Raw genomic sequence first — 21832 nt, forward strand, 5'->3', positions numbered from 1 at the left:
CCGATGACCCCCTTATTGTTTGCTTGTGTTTTAGAACCGCTGGTTTGCTATGTTGTAGCCCCTGATGGCGGTCAGATAGCTTCCTGAACGATCCCCGGCGTCTGTCGAGTTCTGCAATACGTTTACCAACTTGTCTGTAAATTCTTCGTTCTGCTGAGAAAGAACAGGTTGACCACCTTGCATCATTGGTGAGCCATCTGGGTTGCGTTCTGCGTATTCCATTTTCAGGTTTTGAACAGCTTGATCCATGCGCCCTTGGTTGGTATCAAAGGATTCAGCATAAACAGCAGCTTGGGATTCCGTCAGCCCGTATCGACTTTGAGCAATAGACTGCATTGTCTCTTTAAACTCATCACCGTACTGGTTCATAAACTGCTGAGCCGCTCCACCACCTGCTTCTGAGGCTGAGGCAAGAGCGGCTGCATAGAACGCTCCTCGTTCCTCGATGCTCATTCCTTTGGCCGCTTCTGACAGGTCGGATTTACCTGTTAACCATTCTTTGGCTGAATCATAGCCGCTGGCCGCAGCTCCCATGACGTTGCGGCCAAGTTTAGCCATCCCAACCAAAGCATCACCGGCCCAGCCAAACTCTTTTTTTACCGCTTCATCTCCCCGTTGAGTCGCTGCAATGAACTGATCTCGCTGTTCAGGCGTCATCGTTCTCATTTGGTCCATTGCTTTAGAAAAAGCATCTGCGCCAGCCTGACTCCCTGCAATTAGAGCTCCACCAGCTTGCTCAGCTCTGCGGCCTATCCAATCAGATGAGTTATCCCACGCGCCCCATGTAGATGCGCTCTTGGACATTTCTGGAAGCGAGTTCATAAGGTTGTCCTGAGATTTTTTCAATTCAGGAGCTGACACATCACGCTCAGTTTGCTGTGCTTTATTGTTAAGAGCTGCTGAGCCGATTGCATTGTCATTTTGAACAAGTGGACTGTTTGTTGGTAACTGGCTGGCTTCTGACGCAGGATTGGTTCCTGCCATACCCGCCACATTCTCACGAAATCCCGGTTGTAAGTTGGGGCCACTGCCAACTGCTCCTTGAACCTGGGCAGGCAGTCCTTGAACATTAGGACCTTCAATGCCGTTATTTCCGTAAGCATCGCCATTAAACGCTCCGTTGCGACCTGATGCGGTATTAATAGCCTGTAGTGCTGCTTGATACCCGCCAAGCTCCTTACCAGGTTCGTAGTTTTTAGAGTTGGTCATTGCAGTCATTCGCGCTGCTGCTTGAGCCACTTGAGGGGACATTCCGTAAGACTGGTATCTCTGTTGTAGTGAGGAAGCCTCGTCTTTAACAGACTGTGGTGCAGCATTACGGAAGTAGTCGTTCAGTTGATTCATAGCCGCTGGAGTTTGCGCGACAGCACCACCGAGAGTTTTAAAGTCGGTGTTAGTCATGGACCCCATTTGATTCTGGAGCTGGCTCATTGTCGTGAAGGTATCTGATGCAGAAACCAACTCAGAAGCCGACTTGGACAGATTCTGTGAAAGGTTATCCCCCCATGTTTGCTTAAATGATTCGCTACCAGAGCGACTGAAACCCTGTGCTAATTGATTCGTCAACGCTTGGCTATCGGTCTGCGAATAGCTAACACCTTTCATGAACTGAGACACATCACTTGCAGACCAGCTTGAAGAGTCTTGAGCGGAGGACTCTGTTGATCCCTTTGCTTGTGCTTTGATGTCAAGGAGATCACTACCGCCACCACCAGACTGACCTTCACCTCCGGCGGGAACAAGAGCTGTACTACTAGATTTAACTCCAGCAGCAGCCTTCATCGCTGCTCTCGCTTTGCCCACCATAGGCATAAGCATGGACGCCGCTTCGTCAACATCGAGAGTGCCCATAGCCTGCATGGCAAACGCACCCTTTACAGCATCGGAGTGAGTATCGTCCACCTGGAACTTATCCATAAAGTTCTTGGCTTGCTGGTTGACGAGCTGGCTCTGAGCTGTGTTTTGCGAAGATACATTGCGCCCTACATTGGACAGTCTCGAATATGCTTGATCCTGGCTCACTCCATCAGAAAAACCTCGCCCTAAGGTGCTCTGGAATGCCTCTGATTTCTGACTTTGCAACGCCTGAGCGGAACTAACTCCTGAGGCCAACGTGGAACCAAGAGAGAAGGTGCTGATCATGCTTTCTGCGCCGTTCGCCATCGCGCCACTGAACTGATTGTGATTGTAAGCTGGCTGACTCTGCATGACCGGACCTTGCTTGAGGAGATCTGGTGTTTGCATCTTCTCATCAACATGGTCAGAACCACTAATTCTTGATGCTAAGCTGGTGAAGGCATAGGTACTACCTGTGACGATAAACAGTGAAATTACTGGGGTGGCCGCTGCAAGCATCCCGCCTGTTGCTATCCAGTGTTGCAACACATCCCCGGTCGAAGATAGTGCGTACATAGAATTGAGGCCAGAAGCGCTGAGGCTAGACATCTCGTTTGACGCGGCGGTGTGAACAAAGAGGTTGATAATCGAGAGAACCGGCATCCAGAGCTGAATCCAAAGGATGGTTTGAACATATTTACCAGCCAACTGGAGCCCAAAGCTGCCCATCACAATGATAAAGGCAATTATCGGGGTGATAGCGTAGATAAAACCCTCGAAAAACGTCAGCATTGGGCGAACGACGGTCATAAACATAGACTGTTCTGCGGCCCATTGAGTGTTACGTTGCTGGATCGCTTGGTTGACCATCAAAGCAGAACCGTAGTCCTGGAGATCCTGATAACGACCTGCTGCGGCTTCGTAATAGAGAGGTTCCAGAACGGCTGCTTTCAGGTAGTCGATTGATGATGTAGTGGTGGCTCCCATAGCTTGAAGAGAATCAGTCAGCTTCGTCAGTGCGTTATCGCCGGTTGAAGTGTCTATGCCAAGCAAGCTGTTCAGGGCATCAACAACAACTGGACTGCTCAGGTTAGCGGTGGCAGAGCTAATTGCCACCCATCCGTCTGTACAGGTGTAATCTGCCCCATCTGGGTCTGACGTAGATAAATACAAGCGAGTACCGTAGAGCTGCGAGTTGAAACGTAAAGCAGAATCAGTAGAACGGTTCATTAACTCATCAAGTGACATGAGGTTGAGATCGACTTTAGTCAACGTACATTCCCTGATGTAGTTGTTCCAGGAGCGTCTCACGTCAACGTAGCCTCCGCCATTTGCAGAGTTAAGAGCGGTGAACACCCCAGTGTCATAGGCTCGCCTTCTGACGTCGTTAAGCAGTTTCAGTGTTTCGGAGAAATGGCTTTCCGTAACATTAGGGACGATCACGCCATACCCGGTTTCAAACAAATTGGTGATGGTGTATCCCACGTTGGATATGACGCCACCAGCAAAACCTACACCAATAGGTACATTGGCTACGACCCGAACTTGCCCAGTGTAAGCGTCTTCGATAGTCACTGTTGTGGTCGGTCCGAAGAAGCAAGCATACAGAATCCAGCCAACCAGAACCTGCTGAAAGTTTATTTGCTTTGCACCTTGGAAGACAGACTGAATACAGATCATTAAGACACCAAGAAGCAGGCCGATACTGACCATTTTCTCGAAGTCTCCAGTTCCGGTGATCATTGATACTGCAATCAGGATTTGCTCCAGAAAAGCAGAGTCACCAATAGAGTAGATTGAAAAAGCTCCCATTCCTATTGCCCCTTAGTTTGTGCTAGGAGGATTGGACAAAGTTGCCAGCATGTATTTCTGCTTGCGGATGTTGTCCAGTAGGTTGTTATATTTCTCAATTTGGCTCGCTAGGTCGCCATACTGAGAGGAAAGGATTGTGTACTCGCCACGGATTTGCTGTTGTGATTGAGAGAGAAGATCTAGAGCCTCTTTTTTATAGGGTGAGTTGCTGTTTGCCATTGCAATGCGAGCGGCACGGAAAAACTCTTCCGAAAAGCTATACATCATTGCCAGGGCAATTGCTCCAGATGACTCCGTGGCGAAAAGGTTAGCTCCGTCTTGCGAAAGGACAGACAAGTTGCGGACAATGGTGCCTATGCCACCAGGGAGATTAGATACAAAGGCTTTTTCCGGGTCAGTCAAGGTTCCTGAGTTAGTTGCGTATTTGTAGATAACTCCCGGAGTGGAGCTGGTTCCTAGCAGCATATCCGTGATCTGGTTCTTAATTCCTTTGAGAGCGACCGTTTTATTGGAGGTTCCAGCACTCAAACAATTGGTCGTATCGCTATCACAAGAGTAGATCTCAACAGAGCCACCAGAAATCAGGTCTGAAAGGGTAATCTTGTTGCCAGGTAGAGTCGTCAGAGGCGTAGTTTTTGCGCCAGTTCCGGTTGAGTTAGGGTCGTTGACGAGATCACCAATGATTACCGTGCCAGTTAAAGACATGATCGCTTCAAGCAGAGTGTTATCCCCGTACTGGAACCAGGTGTTTGCGTTGTTGCCCTTTAGTTGCTTCCAAACAATGTTGCCAATCATCTTGTTGTATTCATCAGGCTTGTTGGCTTTTAGTTCTTCCAGAGGACTCTTACCGCTGGTTTCCTGTTTGGACCCGAAAAAGTCTTCATACAAGCCGGAAGTTGTGGCGGTGATAGAAGCATCGGTTTTGTGCTTAACGTCCATACTGCTGGTTAGGTCGTTTACGATCCCTTGCGCTAGTTGGCAGGAATTTCCTAGATGTTGGTTGAGTGCTTGCACCTTCTTTTGGAAGTTCTCTATCCATTTAGCTCCATCAGGGAAAACGTTATCCAGCGCAAGCTGGAAGGCATAACCTTTGGCATTTGCTGCGACAGCGCGAAGGAGCTGGACGATTTGATCGGCATTAATAAATGAAAGTGACCCACCGAATAGGTCCACACCACCACAACCTGCTTTCCATGATGGAGGTGCAAAACTCACCAAGTTCTCGTCAAAGATACGAGTCTTGGCAGTGAATCGACCACCAGCTAACACACCGCGCCGCTGGCTTTCATAAACACCAGGCGGTGTTGTATTACTCATTTCATTGAACAGCTTGTCCATCTGAGATTGTAGGCCGTTAGATGCCATAGCTCCTGTTGGAGCAATAAAGAGACTGGCCGCCACACTTAGGGCAATCAGGCTCCTTTTTAATGTCTTGTGCGTGACCATTTTAGTTCTCCTGTAATTTGTCCCGGATGTACTTCATTAGTTGTTCCGGTGGTACGAAGTTGTCTTTGTCTCCGCTCGCTTGTGATAGCTGTTTGAGGTCAGACCCCAACTCTGGTGAGGCCAAGCGTTCGGCTATGTTGTTTTCTAGGTTGAGTACCGGACGAGTACGGTTGAACTCTTCGTCTGATACCCAGCCGTTGCGTTTAGCTGCGACCAAAATCCGGTGGTTCAGCTCAGGAAGTGACATTGGTCCTTGTCCTATCGGGGCGAATTGACCATCCGGAGACGCTAGGTAAACAGCAGGGAAAGTTACGATGCCAAGTTGTTTGGCATGGCCTTCATCGGTTTTGTAATGAGGAAAGATTCCGCTGGGGAGAGGTTTACCATCCATAGACACGGGGATAATCGAGAAGCCTTCTCCTTGTTCAAGCATTTTGATGAGCGGAGCTTGTAATTCGCTGTAGTCGTCGTCTGACTTGTAGAAGAAGAATATCCCCACACGGTCGGCAACACTTTTGAGCAGCATATTTTTGGCGTTGCCAGCATCTCGGTCCACCTGCTGTGAAGCAAACGTGGCCGCTGGGCGTCTGGTTATCTCATCCAAAAAGGGATCACCCACAACAGCAAGCTCTGTTGCATCGGAAAACTGCTCTGAGCGGTCTATTGCAAATCGCTGCAAGTAGAGGAACGTCCTGACGTTTTCAACAGTCGGGTCGTTCCAAGCTAGATCTTTGTACTTGGGTAAGTTCTCTCGGAACCATTTTGCCGAGAACATTTCTGGACCGCTCGGCTGTGGAGCGGTAGGCTTCGTCGGCGCTGGCTTCGGTTTAGGTTTTTCGGGTTTCTTCTCTGGTTCTTTTGGCTCTTCTTTGTACCAGAACCAACCCTCTTCTTTTCGCTCATAAAAACCTGAGCTAGTGCCATCTTGAGCCCAAGCCTGGTGTGATGCCCCCAGCGTGAGCGATGCTAGGAGCAGTAAGTTCAAAGGTGATTTTTTCATAGTCTCACGCACGTATTTTCCCATGTTCGTTATGGTAGAGGTGGGAGGCGTGAAATTAGGCAGGTGTAAGCGCCCATTTAGGGCGCTTAGAGCGTTTTATTTGTCAACTTTCACATGTGAAAGAATTGACCAAACTATTTGGTCGTGTCCTCTTCAACTTCTTTGGCCTCAGCAGCCATCTTTATCTGCTTCTCGACTAAGCGCTTTTGGGTAATGTAGCGGATAACCATCTCTACAGCGCTGTTCAAGGCGAGGATACGCATCGCTCTGGTTGAGGCGACGTAGAGCAGGTTTATTTCGTCATCACGAGCCATAGGGTCGAGTTCAGGATCAAGGACATCAGGAAAGTCGTCATAGAGCTGAACAAAGTCCCATTCAAGCCCTTTGCAGCGATGGGCAGTCGAAACCGTAATATCGGCACCAAACTCTTCTTTGACTGTATTTCGTCGAAGAACAGTGAGTCGCTCAGGTATTTCATCGTAGCTGTTGATGATTTTGACAGCTCTCATCATCTCGGGGTCTTTTGTCGCTTTGGCTACTTCTTGATACTCAAAGTAGTCCTCATATTCATCAAGCAGTTTCTTGTTTTTGACCCGTTCAGGTTCAGCCATCGAGAACCAATACAAGTCCTGGAGCTCGTTAATCTGGTAAGCGTCAATTCCACCCACCCAGAAAACTTGTGAACCTGCTTCGGTAGCAGATAGAGCCGTTTCAATGACACCCATTACGGTTCGGTGAAGTATTGCTCGATGGCCCACATCGCCTGGTAAAAACATAACCACCTGATCTGCTGGCCCCCGGCCAATGACAGGGCGAGTCTCACCTTTGAGTTCAAGAAGGGCGTTTGCCACAAGCGACACGTTGGGACCAAAGCGGAAGCTATGAGTGAGATAGAGTTGATCGGCGTTCATAAGTTCTTTGCTATCAAGAGCGTTGTTTGCTCCTCTGAACCTATAGATCTGCTGGTGGCGGTCTCCAACCAATATTACCTTGCAGTTCTGCTGCAAAACGATACTGCTTGTGACAGGGTTTGCGTCCTGAGCTTCGTCAAAAAGAATAGTCGTGTACCGGCGAGAAAGATTTGGCATACCTAGCTGATACTGCTTGAGGTAGCAGTCGTGGACAGTAGGGAACGGATCTTGGGCGTTGGTCATGCGCTTCCATATAAGCTCAGCACCCTCAATCACTTGTATTTGGTATCTCTCCTGTTTGGATGTAAGCAACTTGCCAGTGTCAGCACGAGCAAAATGAGTATAAAGAATCCGCGTGTCAGCGCTGCACATGAAGGCGTTGAGCGTGTCAATAATGTCTTTGGCAAAGGTCCAGTTTTTCGTATTTACCGCTTGCGCTATATCGGTAAGTCTTAGGTTGCCGGTGAGTTTATGCTGATAGCTTCTTCCAATAGTGGCGTATGCAAGCTGATGGGATGTTTTGCAGTCCACGTTTGCAGGAAACTTCTCTCTGGCCTCGTCGCGGATGGCTCGGTTGTATGCCAAGTAGAGGATTCGGGAATTGAGGTTGTTGTGGGCATATTTGACCAACGTAGTTGTTTTACCCGTACCAGCGTAAGCCTTAACGACAAGTCGAGGCCCTTTATACTGAGTGATCAGTGATTGTTCGGGTGTATCAGGAGGTAGTTGCTTCATGAAACCTCCTACGCCAAACACATCTGAAAAGTGATGCGTTTCCTTTGTGTCGAGATGAAGGTACTGACCCGCTTTTCTTCTCGGGGGAGTGATACTTCACAATCCAGATCTGTCCACCAGTCTGGGGCCTTACCCTGGGCCACTTCTGCAACCCAGACATGCAGCCGGTGTAACCAGCCATCGTCACCAATAGACGCAGAGGCTGTTCATAGCCTCCTCGATATTGGCTTGAGAGCAGCCGCTCTGCTTCGCCACTCTTCTGAAGATTTAACCTCAGCTTCGTTTAAAAATAGGGATATCACAATCCCGTAAATTCAAGCTCGGTTTTTTAGGTTGGAATGTATAAGCAATTAGGCCAGCGACGATTTCCAATAAAAAACCGAGCTGACTGCGGTGTCTTGAATGCTCTATCTGAGAAATATTTTTAAGCTGATCCATGACCGAAACGGTCAAAAATCGCCTCCTTAACATCAGTTCATTTCATAGAGACAATTTTTTCGCCTTCTCTTACGACGGACACGAGTGATTAACGTTACTTTAACTGCTTCCAGTTCATCGCACAAAGCCTGCGACAAATACCCTTTATCGCCCATAAACATCCGGTTAACCCTTGTACCCGCGCTTTGACGGGATGGCGATCATCCTTATTTCCTGAGGTAACTTCACTGCCAGAAGTTCACCACAAACATTGATAACCGGATGAAGTTTAAAGCCATAAAACCAGCCGGTACTGGTTTTCCCTCGCTGTGCGACGCCCTGAAATACACGATGACGGGGAATACGGAGATTGTGGCAAACGGCAATTTTGGTTGAATCAATAAAAGCGATCCCCTGGGTTTGGGCCTTGCGTGACGAAAGAAAAGCACAGAGAGGAATGAGCGCCCTTTGCTTCAAGGTTAACATCCGGGTGTAGCTGACCAACTGGGGAAAATCGGCCTGAAGATAGTGTTTAACATGCTGAATATAAAACGTTTTAAAATCACGATAATGGCTCATGTGGAATAAAATGAGTATCGTCATGACTTCACTGAGAGAAAGGGAAGCTTCGCGGCGACGTTTGAGCAAACCATTTTCAATTAACTGTTGATGCCAGAGAGGAATAAATTTTTGGCAAAAGTCATCGACGCAGCAGTAAAGTTCTTCTAAATTAAACCTGCCTGAGGATCTCCACGATTTTGTTTTCTTTGACAAAAACTTTGATCGTGCCTCAGGCACTTAGTTCCCTTCTTAAGCAAACCTCAGGTTATTTAGCCTTACGTGCCATCAGTTTTCCTCTTTCTTTTTCTCTCCCTTGCCAACTTTAACGAGTTCTAACTCTAACCCAGAAATTTTGGTCAGCGCCTCATTGAGTCTCTGTTCAAGGTTCTTGGCCTGCTGGTCTTTTTCCTGTAACTGACCAGCAATAACGCCTTTGCCTTGAACAAGAGAGCGAGCTTCCGCTTCGGCGCTAGAGAGTTTAGATTCCAGCTTTTGGACATCACCAGATAGACGCTGGCACTCTCGTTCTAAGGATTCGCCATGAGCTTTGGCTGTGGCGAGGGAGTCCTGTGATTGGGCCAATTTGGCCTGTGTATTTTCGAGCTGCTCTTTTAACGCTTTATTTTGCTCGTGAGCGGCCCGGAGTTTTTCAGTCTGCTCTATACTCTTGCCTTTTTGGGCAGCTAACTCACCCTCTGTAGTTGCCAATTTTTGGCTCAAAGAGCGATTTTCGCTTTCAGCTTGCTCTAAGTGGTCCTGAGCTCGGGTAAGATCGGTGGATTTCGCTTCCAACTTTCCTTCCAAATCCATGATCCGCTTTTCTAGTTTCTCGATGTCAGTTAGAGAGCGTTCTAACTCCGCAGATTTGAGTGATAACGAGCTCTCAGTTTTAGCAAGAGCAGCATCACTCTCTGCTTTTTTGTTGGTTATAGCCTCAAGCTGCTCTTCCAAAAGCTCAGATTTTTCTGTGGCATCATTAGCCATATCCACGGCTTGCTGCATGTCTTCCTGGAACTCAATCTCTTTTTGGCGCAGAAGCTCTCGCTCGCGTTCAAGCTGATCATCAGCGCTGGCTTTTGCGACAGTGTATATTTTCTGGAGAAAGAGCTGAGCATCACTCATAACCGATTCAGGCAGAACCACTTCTACGGGTTCATCATCGAGAGAATGTTCCTCTGACCATTGTTTTAGAAATGTTGATATGGTGGTGTAGCTTCCCTTACCAATGAGATCTCTGACCGCGATGAGAGTTGGACGTTTACCTGCGTCTTTGAGCCTTTGAGCCGCTGCGGCCACATCGTCGTACTCAACTAATTTTCTAGCCATAATAACGTTCCTTTTTTCTCACGGTAATTACGATAATTACCGTAATATGATAATTATCGTAATTATACATTAAAGCAAGGTAGATTGAAATTATTTCGGTTGCACAAAACCCTTCCGTGCTAGGAAGAGTTTTGTCACATGGTCACGTTTACTCAGGGGTAGATTCGATGGTGACGCCACCAAAGGTGCCAAGGATTTCCGAGGCCGCCTTATCCGAGCGTGTTTTGCGCTGTTCTGATGCGTCGAAGCTGCGAAGCATTTTGAGCTCAACATCCTTGTCTTGTAGCAGGATCAGGGGCATGGGCGCGGTAACGGTTTTGAGTACGCCTGCGGCCATGACGTTTGCTACCGGCTGCACCTTTACCTCCCTTCGCTCCCGGAGGTAAGGCTCCGGAGTGCTGACTATCCTCTGGATAAGTTGTTCAAGGGGAAGCGGATAGTCAGCACCAGAACGTTCAAGCTCCTCTCTTATTCGTTGCAAGAGTTCTTCTTTCACTGGCTTCTTTAAAGAGTCCTTCCGTTGCCAGGTGAAGCGGATAGAGTCGATGTCGCCACTGGAATAGCATCGGATTTGCCTGTAAAGGTGAAGTGTCATTACTCCAGGGCAGTCTACTCGAAGTGCTTCAAACCGCTCTTGCCTGGTGGGGTATGTAGAGATAATGAACTCTTCTATACCGGCTTTGGCCGCATTGATACGATCAACTGTCGCAGCAATTTCATCAGCCAGCCCGACTCTGGAAGGGGAGAACCATAGGACCCCCACTGTTCGTCTGGCAGACTTTTGCGAATAGTCTGGATTGATGTGCAGATCTTTGTAGCTATGCGCTGCCAGCTCAAGAGCTTCGCGTCCTGTTTGTTCCGTCACGACAATATTGTTGATGCGCTCGTTTTCCATTCCCTTTCTGGTAGGAGGGATGGCCGCAACTTTTGCGTACCGTGGTGGTAGTCGTTTGATGATGGAAGACAGGTTTGTTAAGTCCCGGCACATGGCCGAGAATTGTTCTGAAATGAAGTTTTTAGCCATGTTGCCGCCTGTGTGTGGGTTTGTTCTAACAGATCATTGGTTACATAGTAGACAGTATTAGACCATCATGCAACGAGGGGGGAGGGCAAGAATACGCCTCCGCTTCGTGTCGGCGGGTGCCCTGTTTGACCTTCGCGTGTGAGATTAGATTGAGAAAAAGAGAGAAAGAAGAAAAGAGCGGGGCAAGCCAGAAATGTGGCTGAGGGGAACTGCGGGGGTGGAGCTGGCACCCTCTATACCCTATTTTGCATGATGGTCTAACTTTGTGGTTTTGGGACGACTTTTAGGGTGCCTTGGTATGTGCGATTAGGACAGATTGCGGTCCATCCACGCTGATTGGCGCAACAGCGCGATGGCATCAAAAGGGGTAACTTTCCATGCGTTGGATAGCTGGCGAACTGCGAAAACTGCAAGCTCCATCCGGTCGTCATCATTGATGAAATTCTGGATCTGGTTTCCTCGCTCGCTCAGGATAATTGCAACACCGGCCTTGCCGTTGTTGTAAACCGCAAAGCTCTTGTTCTTCGAGTCGCCGTGATAGGAACCCTCAGCCTTGCTACGCAAGCCAAAGAGAACGCTGCAAAACGCCGTCAGCTCGCCACGAGTGAGCTGCACCGTGATCTTGCTTTTCCAGTCTGGGCTGGACCCCGATGCCCTGATCGGCGCAATCTCGATGCTGACCGTAGGATACTCACCTCTGGTTAGCGTGTGTTGCACATTCAGGCCGGTGCGTTTCGCCGGGTCTTTCTGCCAGTCTGAGAAAAATTTGAGGCTTTCGCCGTAGGATTGTTCTGTCATTCCAAATTACCTTTGCTTTGAAGCTCCTGGAGCTGAACCACGAGGTCACGTTGGACTTTGGCTATCTCTGTCACCAGATCGGCGGTGGCAATGGCGTCAGTAGCTGCTGAATGGGCTCGACCTTTCCAGCTCACACCTGCCTGGCAGGTGGCATCCGCAAGTGAGATTGTGCCGTGCCGGTTGGTTGAGCCAAAGGCATCAGCCGCCAGCTTCATCGCGCATAGACAGTTCCGCTCTTGCCACCAAGGGAGTTGATCTCCAAATGCACTGGCTGTTTGCCTCAACATCCTGCTGTCGAAACTAGAGTTAAATATCACCAAATGGCGGCCAGACAAAAGCCGGGCGAGAGCTGGCGCAACTTGAGTCCACGTAGGCTCATTCGTCAGCTCTGCCTCGCTGATGCCATGAACACCCATTGCCTGAGGGTCAATTCCCACGGTTGGCCGCAATCTGGAGCTGAGGAGAACAGCGCCTCTGATGTCTGTAACAGCCAGCTCGATCACCTGGTCTCTTTCACCAAGTCCGGTCGTCTCGGTATCGAGTACCAGAGGCTCCAGAGCGATCCACCTTTGTGCCATGACAGAGGCCTTTGCCAGGTTGCTACGCATTCTTGCCTTGACCGAAAGGATGGATTGCGCCCTTATTTGCTTTTGTGATGCCGGTGAACAGCCCCTTCTCCTCATTGGTTGGCAATCCGCAATCCGGTACACTCCAAATTGGCCGCCATACCCGTTTTTGTAGAACGAAACTGGCTCTACTCCTGGCTTGGGCTTCATCCGAAATTCATCCCTGAGCCGCCCTTTGGAAAAGCACCTATCGGCTTTCATGGCTTCGGCTCTGGCAAGTTCGAGTTCTTCATCATTCATGCTGTTAATCCGCTATATCGAGGCGTTGGCTCGCTCTCTTCAAGCGCTCATCGCCGCGTCTGTCATATTTCTGGGTAGTGGCAATGCTTGAATGGCCCATTGCGTCCTTCACGGTCACAATATCCTCACCGTTATCCAACATCGAGGAGGCAAAGGTACGTCGCAGGTCATGGGGCGCGAACTTCTCCAGACCGGCTTCTACTCTTCTGGTCTCCAAGATGTGGTAGATGGCCTGATCCGACATCCGCTCTCCAGTCACATCATCAAACCGCCTGATCCTCGGGAACAGAGGCCCTTCATGCGTTCCTCTAACCTCTTCAACCCACTTATCCAGTCTTTTCCATGCACCGCCAGGTACATAAGCAATTCTCTCTTTGTTGCCCTTGCCAAGCACCTTGAGAGCTCGGTCCTTATAAATCATGTCCACCATGTCCAAGGCAACAATTTCAGAACGACGTAAACCGCACCCGAGAAGAACCCCCAAAATGGCCGCATCACGCAACCCCTTGGAGCTTGGATCGCTTTCACATGTGAAAAAAAGACTCCGAATTTCATGGCGTTCAAGGGCTCTGCCCTTGGGTAGCCTGGACCCTTTCACAGAGCGAACTTGCTTAATGTGCTGGAAACTGTCCGTGTCTATTTGTTTCATCGTCCATGCTTCAAGAGCTACACCTTTCAGCGCTGCGAGGTAGGTGTTGATGGTTGCCGGAGCTTTACCTGAATCGCTTAGCATTTCCAGCACGGCCAAAATGTGGTGCCTCCTCATTGAGCTCCATGCACAGTCACGAAGGTTCTGAAACCCGATCATCTTGGCGACGATGTTGAGGAATGAGCTCATGGTCTGCCTGCTTCGCTTTGACCCAAGGCTCACCAGATAGGCGACGGCAGGGTTGTCCTGGATGTTCCGGAGCGAGCTCGATGACGGCAGTAGTTCACCGCGAATGGTTTGTTCTGATGGAACATTAACTTTCGCATGTGAAACTAGCCCTTCGTTGTCATTGTTCGTATCGTGCAAAGTCACCTCCGAAGCCCGACCGCAATGAGAAGTAAATCCCATATTTTGAGATGAAGAGGCGGCTCCTCCTCAATATGCTGTGTTTCGTAGCTTTGTATCAGTGGCTCAAACTTGGTTGGATTGCACAGCAATTCGTAAACTGTTCGGTTGGGCTTGGTGATCGGTTTGTTCGGAGTAAATCCATGTTTGTTCTGGAGGTACAGCGCTACAGCGCCACTTCTGGATTCACCGTAATAGCAATGAACAAAGATCTGATCGATACCGCTTCCAACCAATCCATCCAGGAAGGTGGACAGCTTTTCAGCCTGGGATGAGTCGATGTAGGAGGCGTAATTCATCCGGAACGCAGCCTTCATCGTGTGGATGGTGTTCTCGGAATAGCCGCCATCATAGAAACTATCGCGGTACAACTGCCACCACGGTCCGAGAGCGGCAGGGGACTTGTCTGGGTCAGTTATGGAGATCATAGCCGCACTGGCAACTGGCTCCAGCCTTTCGGCCTCAGACTGGCTGATGAAGATGACTTTTTTCATGGACCTCTCCTACATCATGCGACGAGCACACGGATGAAAAGCCATGAGCTCACGGGCCTGGCGCTCACCTTCCTCAGTACCTACCGGAGCGGTGGTATAGACGCCACCATGCCTCAGGTCCACTATATTGCTTCGGCAGCACTGGCCGACGTTCTGCACCTTACTATCTGCATCCAACCCGCCAAATGTGTGGCAAGGCCCAGAAAACGGCTTTTTGCACACTGAGCATCGGTTACTGTTCTTGTTGATGACTCTCGCCAACACCTTTTCAAATTTGTTTTTGTTTAACATCTAGTTCTCCACACTGGGTTACTGGCCGAGCATCTTAGCCAAGGCGGTCTGCTGGCCTTCGCTACAAGGTGCAAAACCGGCAAAAGCACCGGCATTAACCTTGATCTCATCAAAGCGTCCGTCGGTGTCCCGGTAGTACACCTTACGTTTTCCAATTCCACCGCCGAGGTTTGCGGCCAACCAGGCGATTACCGCTTCTGCATCGTTCGTAACTGATGCTTCCTGATCCAGATCGATAAGTACCAGGTGGGTGTCTGTCTGGAGCGCTACCTCGAAGGACGCTCTTACATCAAAAATCACTAATCGCGCTCCTCGCATAAAGTTGGCATTCTCCACCACCTATCTTATTTCAAAAACTCTACTTTTTCAAAGATATTTTTTAATAAGTAGAACAGCAATAAAGAAATTTCAATCTATTTACCGTAATTATCATAATTACAGTAATACGGCAATTTTACAGATTAAGATGGAATGGTATAAGATGTTGCGCTGGAACATACTTGCTGAAAAAACGCTTACCAACGATAGTGAACACATCATAGGAGAGCATAAAAATCTGTGGGGCAATTATGTGAGAGCAAGAAGCGGTAGTCTTGCAAATCACGTTCTGATGAAGTGCTGACCGGATAACCAATAGCTCTACTCGCTCAGATTCCCTGATAAGTATGACTTTATATCCAACTAAATAAAGTGCCCCACACTTTTTTATGCTCTCCAAGCTGAACGGCAGAGGATACTTGAGCGTACAAATGAAGGCCGTTTAGAAGCCAAGGACAAAGGGGTCAAATTTGGACGTAAGCAGACAGTAGACAGGGGAAAAGTTCGCGCCATACGCAACAAAGGAGACAGGGCGACGAGACGCAAGCATCGAAAAGGTCGTCGACGGCCATAAAAACTGGCTCAAGCATGAAACGAGAAGATAACGATGACTAAACAACCACCTACTAAAGTAGGTGGGTTAGCGATTAACGGACTGAAAGTCCGGATACGCGTCGGCTAAACGACGCGTCAATTATCCATTCTGAAATTATCATTCGGATTCGGCTCAAAATGATGCTCCAAATAATTTTTTATCATCTCTTCCGTTAATTGTCCCACGGTTGCACAAAAATAGCCTCCACCCCGAACTTGTTGGCCCGCTTACCGGTATATCAGATGTGAAAATTCTTCAAACATCTTACTGGCCGTTCTCCCTTTCAGCCTTCTCATAATTTCGGTGGGCACTCATGTTGGGGGACTGTTCACAAGTATTTGCACATGATCTTTGCTAACAACTCCCTTTAATATCCTGATTTCAAAAGATTCACATGTCTGACGGATTAACTCACGCACTCGGCTCGCGACTTCTCCTGTCAACACTTTATATCTGTATTTCGTTACCCACACAAAATGGTATTCAATCTGAAATACCGTGTGGCTGCCATATCTGTAATCCATGTTGCACCTCCAGTACAACAGAGTATTGCAGCTAAAGCTGACCGGCTAAAGCCGGTGGTTTTAACCTTCATTGAAGAATAAAATGGGTATTGATAAAGTGGTTTGGATTGGGTAGACCCGTTTGGGTATCGGCATGGCACCGGGTCAATGGCGTAACAAACCGTCCCGCTAAACCAAACAACTCAAGTGCCCCAGACTTTTTTATGCTCTCCCTGTAGATTATCCGGCGACTCTGGTAAATGAACTGCCCGTTTAGTCGTTGCTTATAAATAATAAAACACATTCTTCAAAAAATGAACTTTGAAAGTAAAAAATAAAAACATAGGATAATTTCATTGTACGATTGTTTAAGTTTTCGCACAATGCAGGGCGTATTTTTTCGAGTTAAATCAATAAGTGAGGTTATATATGTCCACAGGTATTGTCACTTTCAAAAATGATTGGGGTGAAGATATTTCTTCCATTACAATTCGCCATCGTAGAAGCAATGACCCAAATAAACAAGAGCAAGAGACGCTAAATAATATCCGTTCAGGAGAAACGGCTGAGAATGTACTGAAAGTTACTTATGAAACAGGTTCAGGTTCGCCATATGATTATTGGTGGGTAAAGTTTATTACATCCAGTGGTCGGCTGTATACAATGAAAGACAATTTCTATTGTTCTATTGGTAGTAATGATAATGGTAATGTCACATTGAGAATCGATGGAGCCACTCAAGAAATGTATGTGACTTTCTCAGCTTCTAGTGGATGCGAGGTATCGATTTACCCATCAGTGCTTATCTTCGTTGATGAGCAAAAAGAAATTCACATTCCAGAAAGAATGGTGTAACAGTTTTACTGTCCTGGCCTCTCTAGTGCTTTAGGGGACTTCTGTCCCCTTGAGCTTTATTCGAAATCAACTTGTAGCTGTTCAGAGCTGAGTTTGTAAAGGAAAATATATGTTAAAGATAACCAAAAATATCTTCTTTGGAAGAAATAACCCATTCGGAATAATTCATGAGCCTCAGGCATCTAATATCCTAAAATATATCTCTAGCAATCAAGATGCCATAAATATATCTCCTAATATTCTCTTACCCGGATTTGTGGGGATTACAGTTGAGATTCTCGACCATACATCCGCGCTAAAATTTGGACTGCCTATGGTTTTTGACGTCTCTGATGGACATGCAAAAGACATATCAGCCAGCCGAAAATTGGGGCAACTTCTTCTAAATGAGGCTGAAGTAACACTTTCAAATGAATCCGAAACATTCAATTCTTGCGGACAAATGCTTAGAAATGTCTCATATAATTCCTCAGATAAAGCCCGGCGCGATTCCCAAGAAACGCATTTTAAGAGTGGTATGACACACGGAAGTACCGTCCAATATGCAACATATAATTCCGCATGGTGGAATGACCCTGCACACTTGAGAGGCAATAATTGCTACGCATACGCATGCAACGTAAGGACAGATGGTAATACTCAGAGCAGCTGGCCTCACCCCGGTTTTTGCCAAAAAAGCAAAATCCCAGAATCTAATGAAGAACTTCTAGAAGGCGTGAGAAACGATCGTATTATCCGCCTTGAAGAAGGGATGAATCCCGTAAACGGAAGCAATGAAAGCCCCGCGTGGATAGTAGGGTTGGCTGCTGGTATTCCCAATAATGAGGAAACATGGGATTATCATTGGTACAGGAAAGTATGGCATGGGAACAACTCGGATAGCTATTATTGGGGCCATAAACCTGGCGCATCAATGGCGACCTACACAGATGACGTAGAAGAGGATGCGAAAAAGCGTGGGTATGACTGGTTAGGGTATTTCGCAATTCAGAATGTTACAATTTGTGCTAGTATGTAGTACTTTGGTTATACTCGGCATAGCCGCTTGAATTCGAAAACCGTTTATTAGGGTATGCCAAAATGAGACGGCAGATCTTGTTGAACTACCGAGAAATCCTCGGTAGTTGCTATTTCCGTCAATTCACCACTGGCATAAATGTTTTTGAGGTGCAGGCTAATGTTATCGGTCGATGTTTCTAAAATTTCCGCCAGTTGCCGTTGTGTGAGCCAAAGTGTATCGCCTTCCAGCCTTACCGAAACTTTATCCCCATTGCTTGGTTGATAAATGACAAGTTCGCCCATTTCATTGCCTTTTGTGTCCTGAAGTGTCAGGAAAGACTCTATGATCCTCTTCAATAGATGTCAATTAATGAATAATTGGGTTTATTCTGACATGTTTTATTTGATGGAACTGACATCAGGATAGGGTTTAATCCAAGCTGACACTACCTTGATTGATTTTGGAAAAATCACTATGATTAGCTTTGAATCAAATAAATCATCAGGAGTCGGTAAATGAAGAGCAACATGACACAAGCAACAACTAAGGTACTGACAGCACACGTGCCACTACCGATGGCCGACAAGGTTGACCAGATGGCAGCCCGACTTGAACGTTCACGGGGTTGGATCATGAAACAGGCACTTTCCGCATGGATAGCTCAGGAAGAAGAGCGAGATCGCCTTACTCTGGAGGCTCTGGCAGATGTGGATGCTGGCCGGGTTATTGATCATCAGGCAGTGCAAGCTTGGACAGATAGCCTTGGTACCAACCAACCGCTGTCTGTGCCGCGTTGATGGAACTTAAGTGGACCAGCAAGGCGCTATCAGATTTGGCGCGCTTGTATGAATTTTTAGCTCTGGCTAACAAGTCCGCGGCGGCGAGGGCGATACATTCGTTGACTCAATCCCCGACCATTCTGCTAAGTAATCCGCGTGTTGGAGAGCAATTGTTTCAATTTGAACCACGTGAGGTTAGGCGGATTTTGGTTGGAGAGTACGAGAGTCGTTCGAGATTCTTGATTCTATCGTCTACGTGCTACGGCTGTGGCATACCCGAGAAAATCGTTGAGATGGGTGGGTCGCCCATCAACTATTTAAATCGTGCGCGAGGCTTAGCGTATGATTTATCGCGTTTCATGAGCTGATCTAGTTACGTCGTTATAGGCGTACAACCCCAGGCTGCAAGCCCATAGCCACACCAAATTGTTCAAAAAATACACTTAACGTACGTTTTCGTACGATTGGGCTTCAGACCCCTTATACTAGGTTCCTTTTTTACTGTGATTCTGCCTCAGTAAAAGGGGTAGTGACCGGGTAGCTGCGATAGCCGCCAACTTTAAGGGTATCATTTGGTGGTTGATACCAATCATAGGTTACAGTTTCCCCGCAGTAGTCGGCGCGGCATGTATTGTTTTGAATGGTAACAGTAAAGATAGACGGGCATCCAATAGCGGAACAGCACCATAGCTGGCATACCATTCGGCAACACGTTCATTCTTGGCATCAATCAACAATGCTACGCCGCCTGCCTGAGCAGCCACCAACAAGCAACGCCGCCCAGCTGCAAGCAATAACTGACCACCGAGTCCTTGACTCTGTACTGAAAGATCTACAGCCAAACGGCCAAGCCGAAATACCGGCACATCATGTCGAGCCAGGCCGCGCTTAATCACCTCCGGTGCTCGTTCATAGGCAATGGAGGCGGGACTTAGGCTGTAGTAACCCAATATCTTTTCATTGTGCTCGCTAATAGGGGTCCAGTGGAAGAACCCCCGAAAATGACGAGTGAAGGGTTCTTTCGCCGGAAATTGTGTCACTTGGTTGGCGGCCATTGCTGTGCAGCATGGAGGACGCGCAGCACTATCACTGAGCTGCTTTCGTCTTCTATGCGACAAACCATCACATAGTTCGGTCGCACCACGATTTCGCGAGTGCCCCGCACACGGCCCGCTTTGTAGAGTTTCGGGTTTCGTGCTGCGATCTCAACCTTGGCTTTGAAATCCTCATCCAATTCAAGTGCCGCCCGGGGGTTGTCCTGTGCAATGTAATCAAAGATGTTTTCCCTGTCAGCCTCTGCCATCGGTCGCCAGACAATCTTCATTTGTTCCCCATACTCTTGCGCAAAGCTTCGCGTTTCGCGGCAAACCTGGCTTCCACGACCTCATGCGGAATGTCAGGGCGCGGATCATCAATACTGGCCTGGATCTGTTCACGGAACCAGGCATCATAGGCGGCAGCCTCATGCGCTCGTTTCAGGGCTTCGGCGCGATCGGGTCGCCGGGCGGTAGTAATGGTGTCGGGCGTATAGTTCGACGAATCCACATCGAAACGGGCAATGCCAATGTCCTTTAGGTACGACACCAGTGTTTCAAAACGGCGGAAGAGCCGCACATTGCGACTGCGCTGCGCGGCCAGCGGGCGCTCCAGCATCCCGTACTGGACCATGACGGCCCATCCGCCAGGCTGGCCGACGATGTGTGCCCCCCGGACGGCACCGGCTTCAACCAGGCGGGACAGCGTAGTGTGATCGATGGTTTCTGTTGACATAAAAGTGGCCTCTGTAAGAAACGCGGTGCGTTTGATAGATATCATTATTGCAAATTACTATAAATCGCACAACAATCAACAGAAGCTGGCGGTTATTGTTTACCATAACGCCACACATTACGCGCCCTGACTCGTCATTTTCGAGGGTTCTTCCACTGGACCCCTATTTGTTGATCTCGACATAAGACATAAAAATATTACCTTTTAAGACGTGAATCAAGGACAAAATATGAACGATCAAATGAGATCATTCGTTCGAAGATAAAATTACCTTTTGCGTTCGGGGCGTGATTAGTCCGTTGCTTGCTAATCTGTTCCTGCATTATGCATTCGATATGTGGATGAAACGGGAATTCCCCGTCGTCCGGTTTGAGCGATACGCTGATGATATAGTCATCCACTGCAAGAGTCATGCGCAGGCAATGATGATGTGTGGCAGGCTCAGAAAGCGTCTGGCGGGGTGTAAGCTGGAGATGAGTCCGGGCAAGACGGAAGTTGTCTACTGCAAGGACAGGGAAAGAACGGAAGCATATCCTGAAATCAGCTTCGACTTTTTGGGTTACACGTTCAGGCCAAGAAAGTCGGTCTCGAAAGAAGGAGAGCTGTCGGTGAATTTCCTGCCAGCAATGAGCGCCAGAGCTGCGAAGGCAATCCGGCAGACAGTACGGGGCTGGGATCTGAGTCACAAAACTCCGCTGTCGCTGGAAGTAATGGCCCGTTGGCTCAATCCCATGTTACGGGGCTGGGTTAAGTACTATGGGCGCTTTTATCGTTCAGCAATGAACTGTATAGCCAGTCATGTAGACCTGCACCTTGCTAAATGGGTCGCCCGCAAATATAAGCGGGTACACGGTAGCCTGGCTCAGGCATATGAATGGTTAATATGAATGGTTAAGAAGGATACAAAGCGCTAAGCCCGGCCTGTTTGCACACTGGGAAATTTGTACGCGACGTGAACGGTCAACGACAAGAGCCGGATGACGGGAGACTGTCACGTCCGGTTCCGTGGGAGCGCAGGGGGGAAGTTCCCTTGCGCGACCCGATAACCCTATTTTTGGAGATGTCCATTTCATTATGACTTATAAAACTTTAATACTTCCTAATTAATTAGTGATTATAGTTACCATAAATATAATAAGAATTACAAAATTCAATACAAATAATCATAATATAAACTTGCTTGTAAAATTTAAATATGCGAAATTATTCATAAATATGAATATGTTTCTTCTTGGTTTCATTATACTTATCTGTTTATAATAAAAATGAAAAACAATATAAAAAAAGTAATATACTCTTTTAATGCAAAATCAAGACTTATTAATAGTATTGGCGGTGGGGCCTGTTCATGCAGTGAAGGTGGTTCATCATCATGTGGTGGAGGATGCTCTTCATCATGTGGTGAAGATGGGCTTTCGCCATGTTATAAAATAAATCATAT

Annotated in this window: 19 protein-coding genes and 3 pseudogenes; 5 read left to right on the forward strand and 17 right to left on the reverse strand. The window is 47.8% G+C overall.

Translation table 11 applies throughout. The features are described from left to right. Positions 1–30: 30 nt before the first annotated feature. The 13 genes and pseudogenes from PTE_RS08340 to tnpA all read right to left on the reverse strand — a co-directional run bounded on the left by PTE_RS08340 (position 31) and on the right by tnpA (position 16008). Positions 31–3648 carry a conjugal transfer protein TraG N-terminal domain-containing protein gene (locus PTE_RS08340; protein WP_036845024.1) on the reverse strand — a complete coding sequence of 1206 codons (3618 nt, stop codon included), beginning with the start codon at positions 3646–3648 and terminating at the stop codon, positions 31–33. A gap of 12 nt (positions 3649–3660) precedes the next feature. Next, positions 3661–5094 carry a conjugal transfer protein TraH gene (locus PTE_RS08345; protein ID WP_036845025.1) on the reverse strand — a complete coding sequence of 478 codons (1434 nt, stop codon included), beginning with the start codon at positions 5092–5094 and terminating at the stop codon, positions 3661–3663. A gap of 1 nt (position 5095) precedes the next feature. Further along, a complete protein-coding gene (gene traF / locus PTE_RS08350; RefSeq protein WP_036845184.1) occupies positions 5096–6094 on the reverse strand; it encodes a conjugal transfer protein TraF in 999 nt (332 codons plus the stop codon). A 134-nt stretch (positions 6095–6228) separates the two neighbouring features. Next, positions 6229–7740 carry a UvrD-helicase domain-containing protein gene (locus PTE_RS08355; protein WP_036845026.1) on the reverse strand — a complete coding sequence of 504 codons (1512 nt, stop codon included), beginning with the start codon at positions 7738–7740 and terminating at the stop codon, positions 6229–6231. Between the two features lie 273 nt (positions 7741–8013). After that, a pseudogene (locus PTE_RS25635) lies at positions 8014–8931 on the reverse strand (IS982 family transposase). A gap of 72 nt (positions 8932–9003) precedes the next feature. Continuing rightward, positions 9004–10044: a DNA-binding protein gene (locus tag PTE_RS08365; protein ID WP_036845027.1), complete on the reverse strand. Its 1041-nt coding sequence runs from the start codon at positions 10042–10044 to the stop codon at positions 9004–9006. Positions 10045–10192: 148 nt separating this feature from the next. After that, positions 10193–11068, reverse strand: a complete 876-nt coding sequence (locus PTE_RS08370) for a DNA replication terminus site-binding protein (RefSeq protein WP_036845028.1) — start codon at positions 11066–11068, stop codon at positions 10193–10195. A 306-nt stretch (positions 11069–11374) separates the two neighbouring features. Next, a complete protein-coding gene (locus tag PTE_RS08375) occupies positions 11375–11866 on the reverse strand; it encodes a hypothetical protein (RefSeq protein ID WP_036845029.1) in 492 nt (163 codons plus the stop codon). Further along, positions 11863–12444, reverse strand: coding sequence for a 3'-5' exonuclease (locus tag PTE_RS08380; protein ID WP_425339426.1), 582 nt, complete (start codon positions 12442–12444; stop codon positions 11863–11865). The genes PTE_RS08375 and PTE_RS08380 overlap by 4 nt, the downstream gene beginning before the upstream one ends. 292 nt (positions 12445–12736) lie before the next feature. Then, the gene (locus PTE_RS08385) at positions 12737–13660 is read right to left on the reverse strand and encodes a tyrosine-type recombinase/integrase (protein ID WP_425339428.1); all 924 of its coding nucleotides are present in this window, start codon (positions 13658–13660) and stop codon (positions 12737–12739) included. An 89-nt stretch (positions 13661–13749) separates the two neighbouring features. Next, positions 13750–14280, reverse strand: a complete 531-nt coding sequence (locus PTE_RS08390; RefSeq protein ID WP_036845033.1) for a protein-tyrosine phosphatase family protein — start codon at positions 14278–14280, stop codon at positions 13750–13752. A 309-nt stretch (positions 14281–14589) separates the two neighbouring features. Further along, positions 14590–14871: a hypothetical protein gene (locus PTE_RS08400; protein ID WP_165577080.1), complete on the reverse strand. Its 282-nt coding sequence runs from the start codon at positions 14869–14871 to the stop codon at positions 14590–14592. A 708-nt stretch (positions 14872–15579) separates the two neighbouring features. Further along, a pseudogene (tnpA, locus tag PTE_RS08405) lies at positions 15580–16008 on the reverse strand (IS200/IS605 family transposase). 408 nt (positions 16009–16416) lie between these two features. Between tnpA and PTE_RS08410 the strand changes: the two are divergent. Continuing rightward, positions 16417–16842: a hypothetical protein gene (locus PTE_RS08410; protein WP_036845038.1), complete on the forward strand. Its 426-nt coding sequence runs from the start codon at positions 16417–16419 to the stop codon at positions 16840–16842. A 109-nt stretch (positions 16843–16951) separates the two neighbouring features. Then, the gene (locus tag PTE_RS08415) at positions 16952–17860 is read left to right on the forward strand and encodes a hypothetical protein (RefSeq protein WP_036845040.1); all 909 of its coding nucleotides are present in this window, start codon (positions 16952–16954) and stop codon (positions 17858–17860) included. 47 nt (positions 17861–17907) lie between these two features. On the opposite strand, the gene PTE_RS08420 is transcribed toward PTE_RS08415, so the two are convergent. Then, positions 17908–18144 carry a virulence RhuM family protein gene (locus tag PTE_RS08420; protein WP_036845042.1) on the reverse strand — a complete coding sequence of 79 codons (237 nt, stop codon included), beginning with the start codon at positions 18142–18144 and terminating at the stop codon, positions 17908–17910. Between the two features lie 213 nt (positions 18145–18357). Here PTE_RS08420 and PTE_RS08425 point away from each other — a divergent pair, with 213 nt between their 5' ends. After that, on the forward strand, positions 18358–18639 hold the full coding sequence (locus PTE_RS08425; protein ID WP_110742849.1) for a CopG family ribbon-helix-helix protein: 282 nt from the start codon (positions 18358–18360) through the stop codon (positions 18637–18639). Next, a pseudogene (locus tag PTE_RS08430) lies at positions 18639–18913 on the forward strand (type II toxin-antitoxin system RelE/ParE family toxin). Before PTE_RS08425 ends, PTE_RS08430 begins: the two are co-directional and overlap by 1 nt. A 304-nt stretch (positions 18914–19217) precedes the next feature. Here PTE_RS08430 and PTE_RS08435 read toward each other — a convergent pair. Genes PTE_RS08435 through relB form a run of 3 tightly spaced genes read right to left on the reverse strand, consistent with a single transcriptional unit; the run spans position 19218 to position 20391 of the window. Further along, the gene (locus PTE_RS08435; RefSeq protein ID WP_245219012.1) at positions 19218–19676 is read right to left on the reverse strand and encodes a GNAT family N-acetyltransferase; all 459 of its coding nucleotides are present in this window, start codon (positions 19674–19676) and stop codon (positions 19218–19220) included. After that, a complete protein-coding gene (locus PTE_RS08440; protein WP_036845044.1) occupies positions 19658–19945 on the reverse strand; it encodes a type II toxin-antitoxin system RelE/ParE family toxin in 288 nt (95 codons plus the stop codon). The genes PTE_RS08435 and PTE_RS08440 overlap by 19 nt, the downstream gene beginning before the upstream one ends. Continuing rightward, positions 19942–20391, reverse strand: a complete 450-nt coding sequence (gene relB / locus PTE_RS08445; RefSeq protein WP_036845045.1) for a type II toxin-antitoxin system RelB family antitoxin — start codon at positions 20389–20391, stop codon at positions 19942–19944. The genes PTE_RS08440 and relB overlap by 4 nt, the downstream gene beginning before the upstream one ends. Before the next feature lie 287 nt (positions 20392–20678). Between relB and PTE_RS24965 the strand changes: the two genes are divergently transcribed. Further along, complete coding sequence (locus PTE_RS24965) at positions 20679–21278, forward strand: group II intron maturase-specific domain-containing protein (RefSeq protein WP_071992958.1); 600 nt, start codon at positions 20679–20681, stop codon at positions 21276–21278. Positions 21279–21832 lie beyond the last annotated feature (554 nt).

Origin of the sequence: Photorhabdus khanii NC19, from assembly GCF_000517265.1 — a bacterium.
Taxonomy (GTDB): Bacteria; Pseudomonadota; Gammaproteobacteria; order Enterobacterales; family Enterobacteriaceae; genus Photorhabdus; species Photorhabdus khanii.

Coding starts and splice junctions, on each gene's coding strand:
- PTE_RS08410 (WP_036845038.1), top strand. CDS start 16,417: ATGTCCACAGGTATTGTCACTTTCAAAAATGATTGGGGTGAAGATATT.
- PTE_RS08435 (WP_245219012.1), bottom strand. CDS start 19,676: ATGGCCGCCAACCAAGTGACACAATTTCCGGCGAAAGAACCCTTCACT.
- relB (WP_036845045.1), bottom strand. CDS start 20,391: ATGTCAACAGAAACCATCGATCACACTACGCTGTCCCGCCTGGTTGAA.
- PTE_RS08375 (WP_036845029.1), bottom strand. CDS start 11,866: ATGACAGAACAATCCTACGGCGAAAGCCTCAAATTTTTCTCAGACTGG.
- PTE_RS08355 (WP_036845026.1), bottom strand. CDS start 7,740: ATGAAGCAACTACCTCCTGATACACCCGAACAATCACTGATCACTCAG.
- PTE_RS08370 (WP_036845028.1), bottom strand. CDS start 11,068: ATGGCTAAAAACTTCATTTCAGAACAATTCTCGGCCATGTGCCGGGAC.
- PTE_RS08365 (WP_036845027.1), bottom strand. CDS start 10,044: ATGGCTAGAAAATTAGTTGAGTACGACGATGTGGCCGCAGCGGCTCAA.
- PTE_RS08425 (WP_110742849.1), top strand. CDS start 18,358: ATGAAGAGCAACATGACACAAGCAACAACTAAGGTACTGACAGCACAC.
- PTE_RS08345 (WP_036845025.1), bottom strand. CDS start 5,094: ATGGTCACGCACAAGACATTAAAAAGGAGCCTGATTGCCCTAAGTGTG.
- PTE_RS08440 (WP_036845044.1), bottom strand. CDS start 19,945: ATGAAGATTGTCTGGCGACCGATGGCAGAGGCTGACAGGGAAAACATC.
- PTE_RS08415 (WP_036845040.1), top strand. CDS start 16,952: ATGTTAAAGATAACCAAAAATATCTTCTTTGGAAGAAATAACCCATTC.
- PTE_RS08380 (WP_425339426.1), bottom strand. CDS start 12,444: ATGGCACAAAGGTGGATCGCTCTGGAGCCTCTGGTACTCGATACCGAG.
- traF (WP_036845184.1), bottom strand. CDS start 6,094: ATGAAAAAATCACCTTTGAACTTACTGCTCCTAGCATCGCTCACGCTG.
- PTE_RS08420 (WP_036845042.1), bottom strand. CDS start 18,144: ATGGGCGAACTTGTCATTTATCAACCAAGCAATGGGGATAAAGTTTCG.
- PTE_RS08340 (WP_036845024.1), bottom strand. CDS start 3,648: ATGGGAGCTTTTTCAATCTACTCTATTGGTGACTCTGCTTTTCTGGAG.
- PTE_RS08390 (WP_036845033.1), bottom strand. CDS start 14,280: ATGAAAAAAGTCATCTTCATCAGCCAGTCTGAGGCCGAAAGGCTGGAG.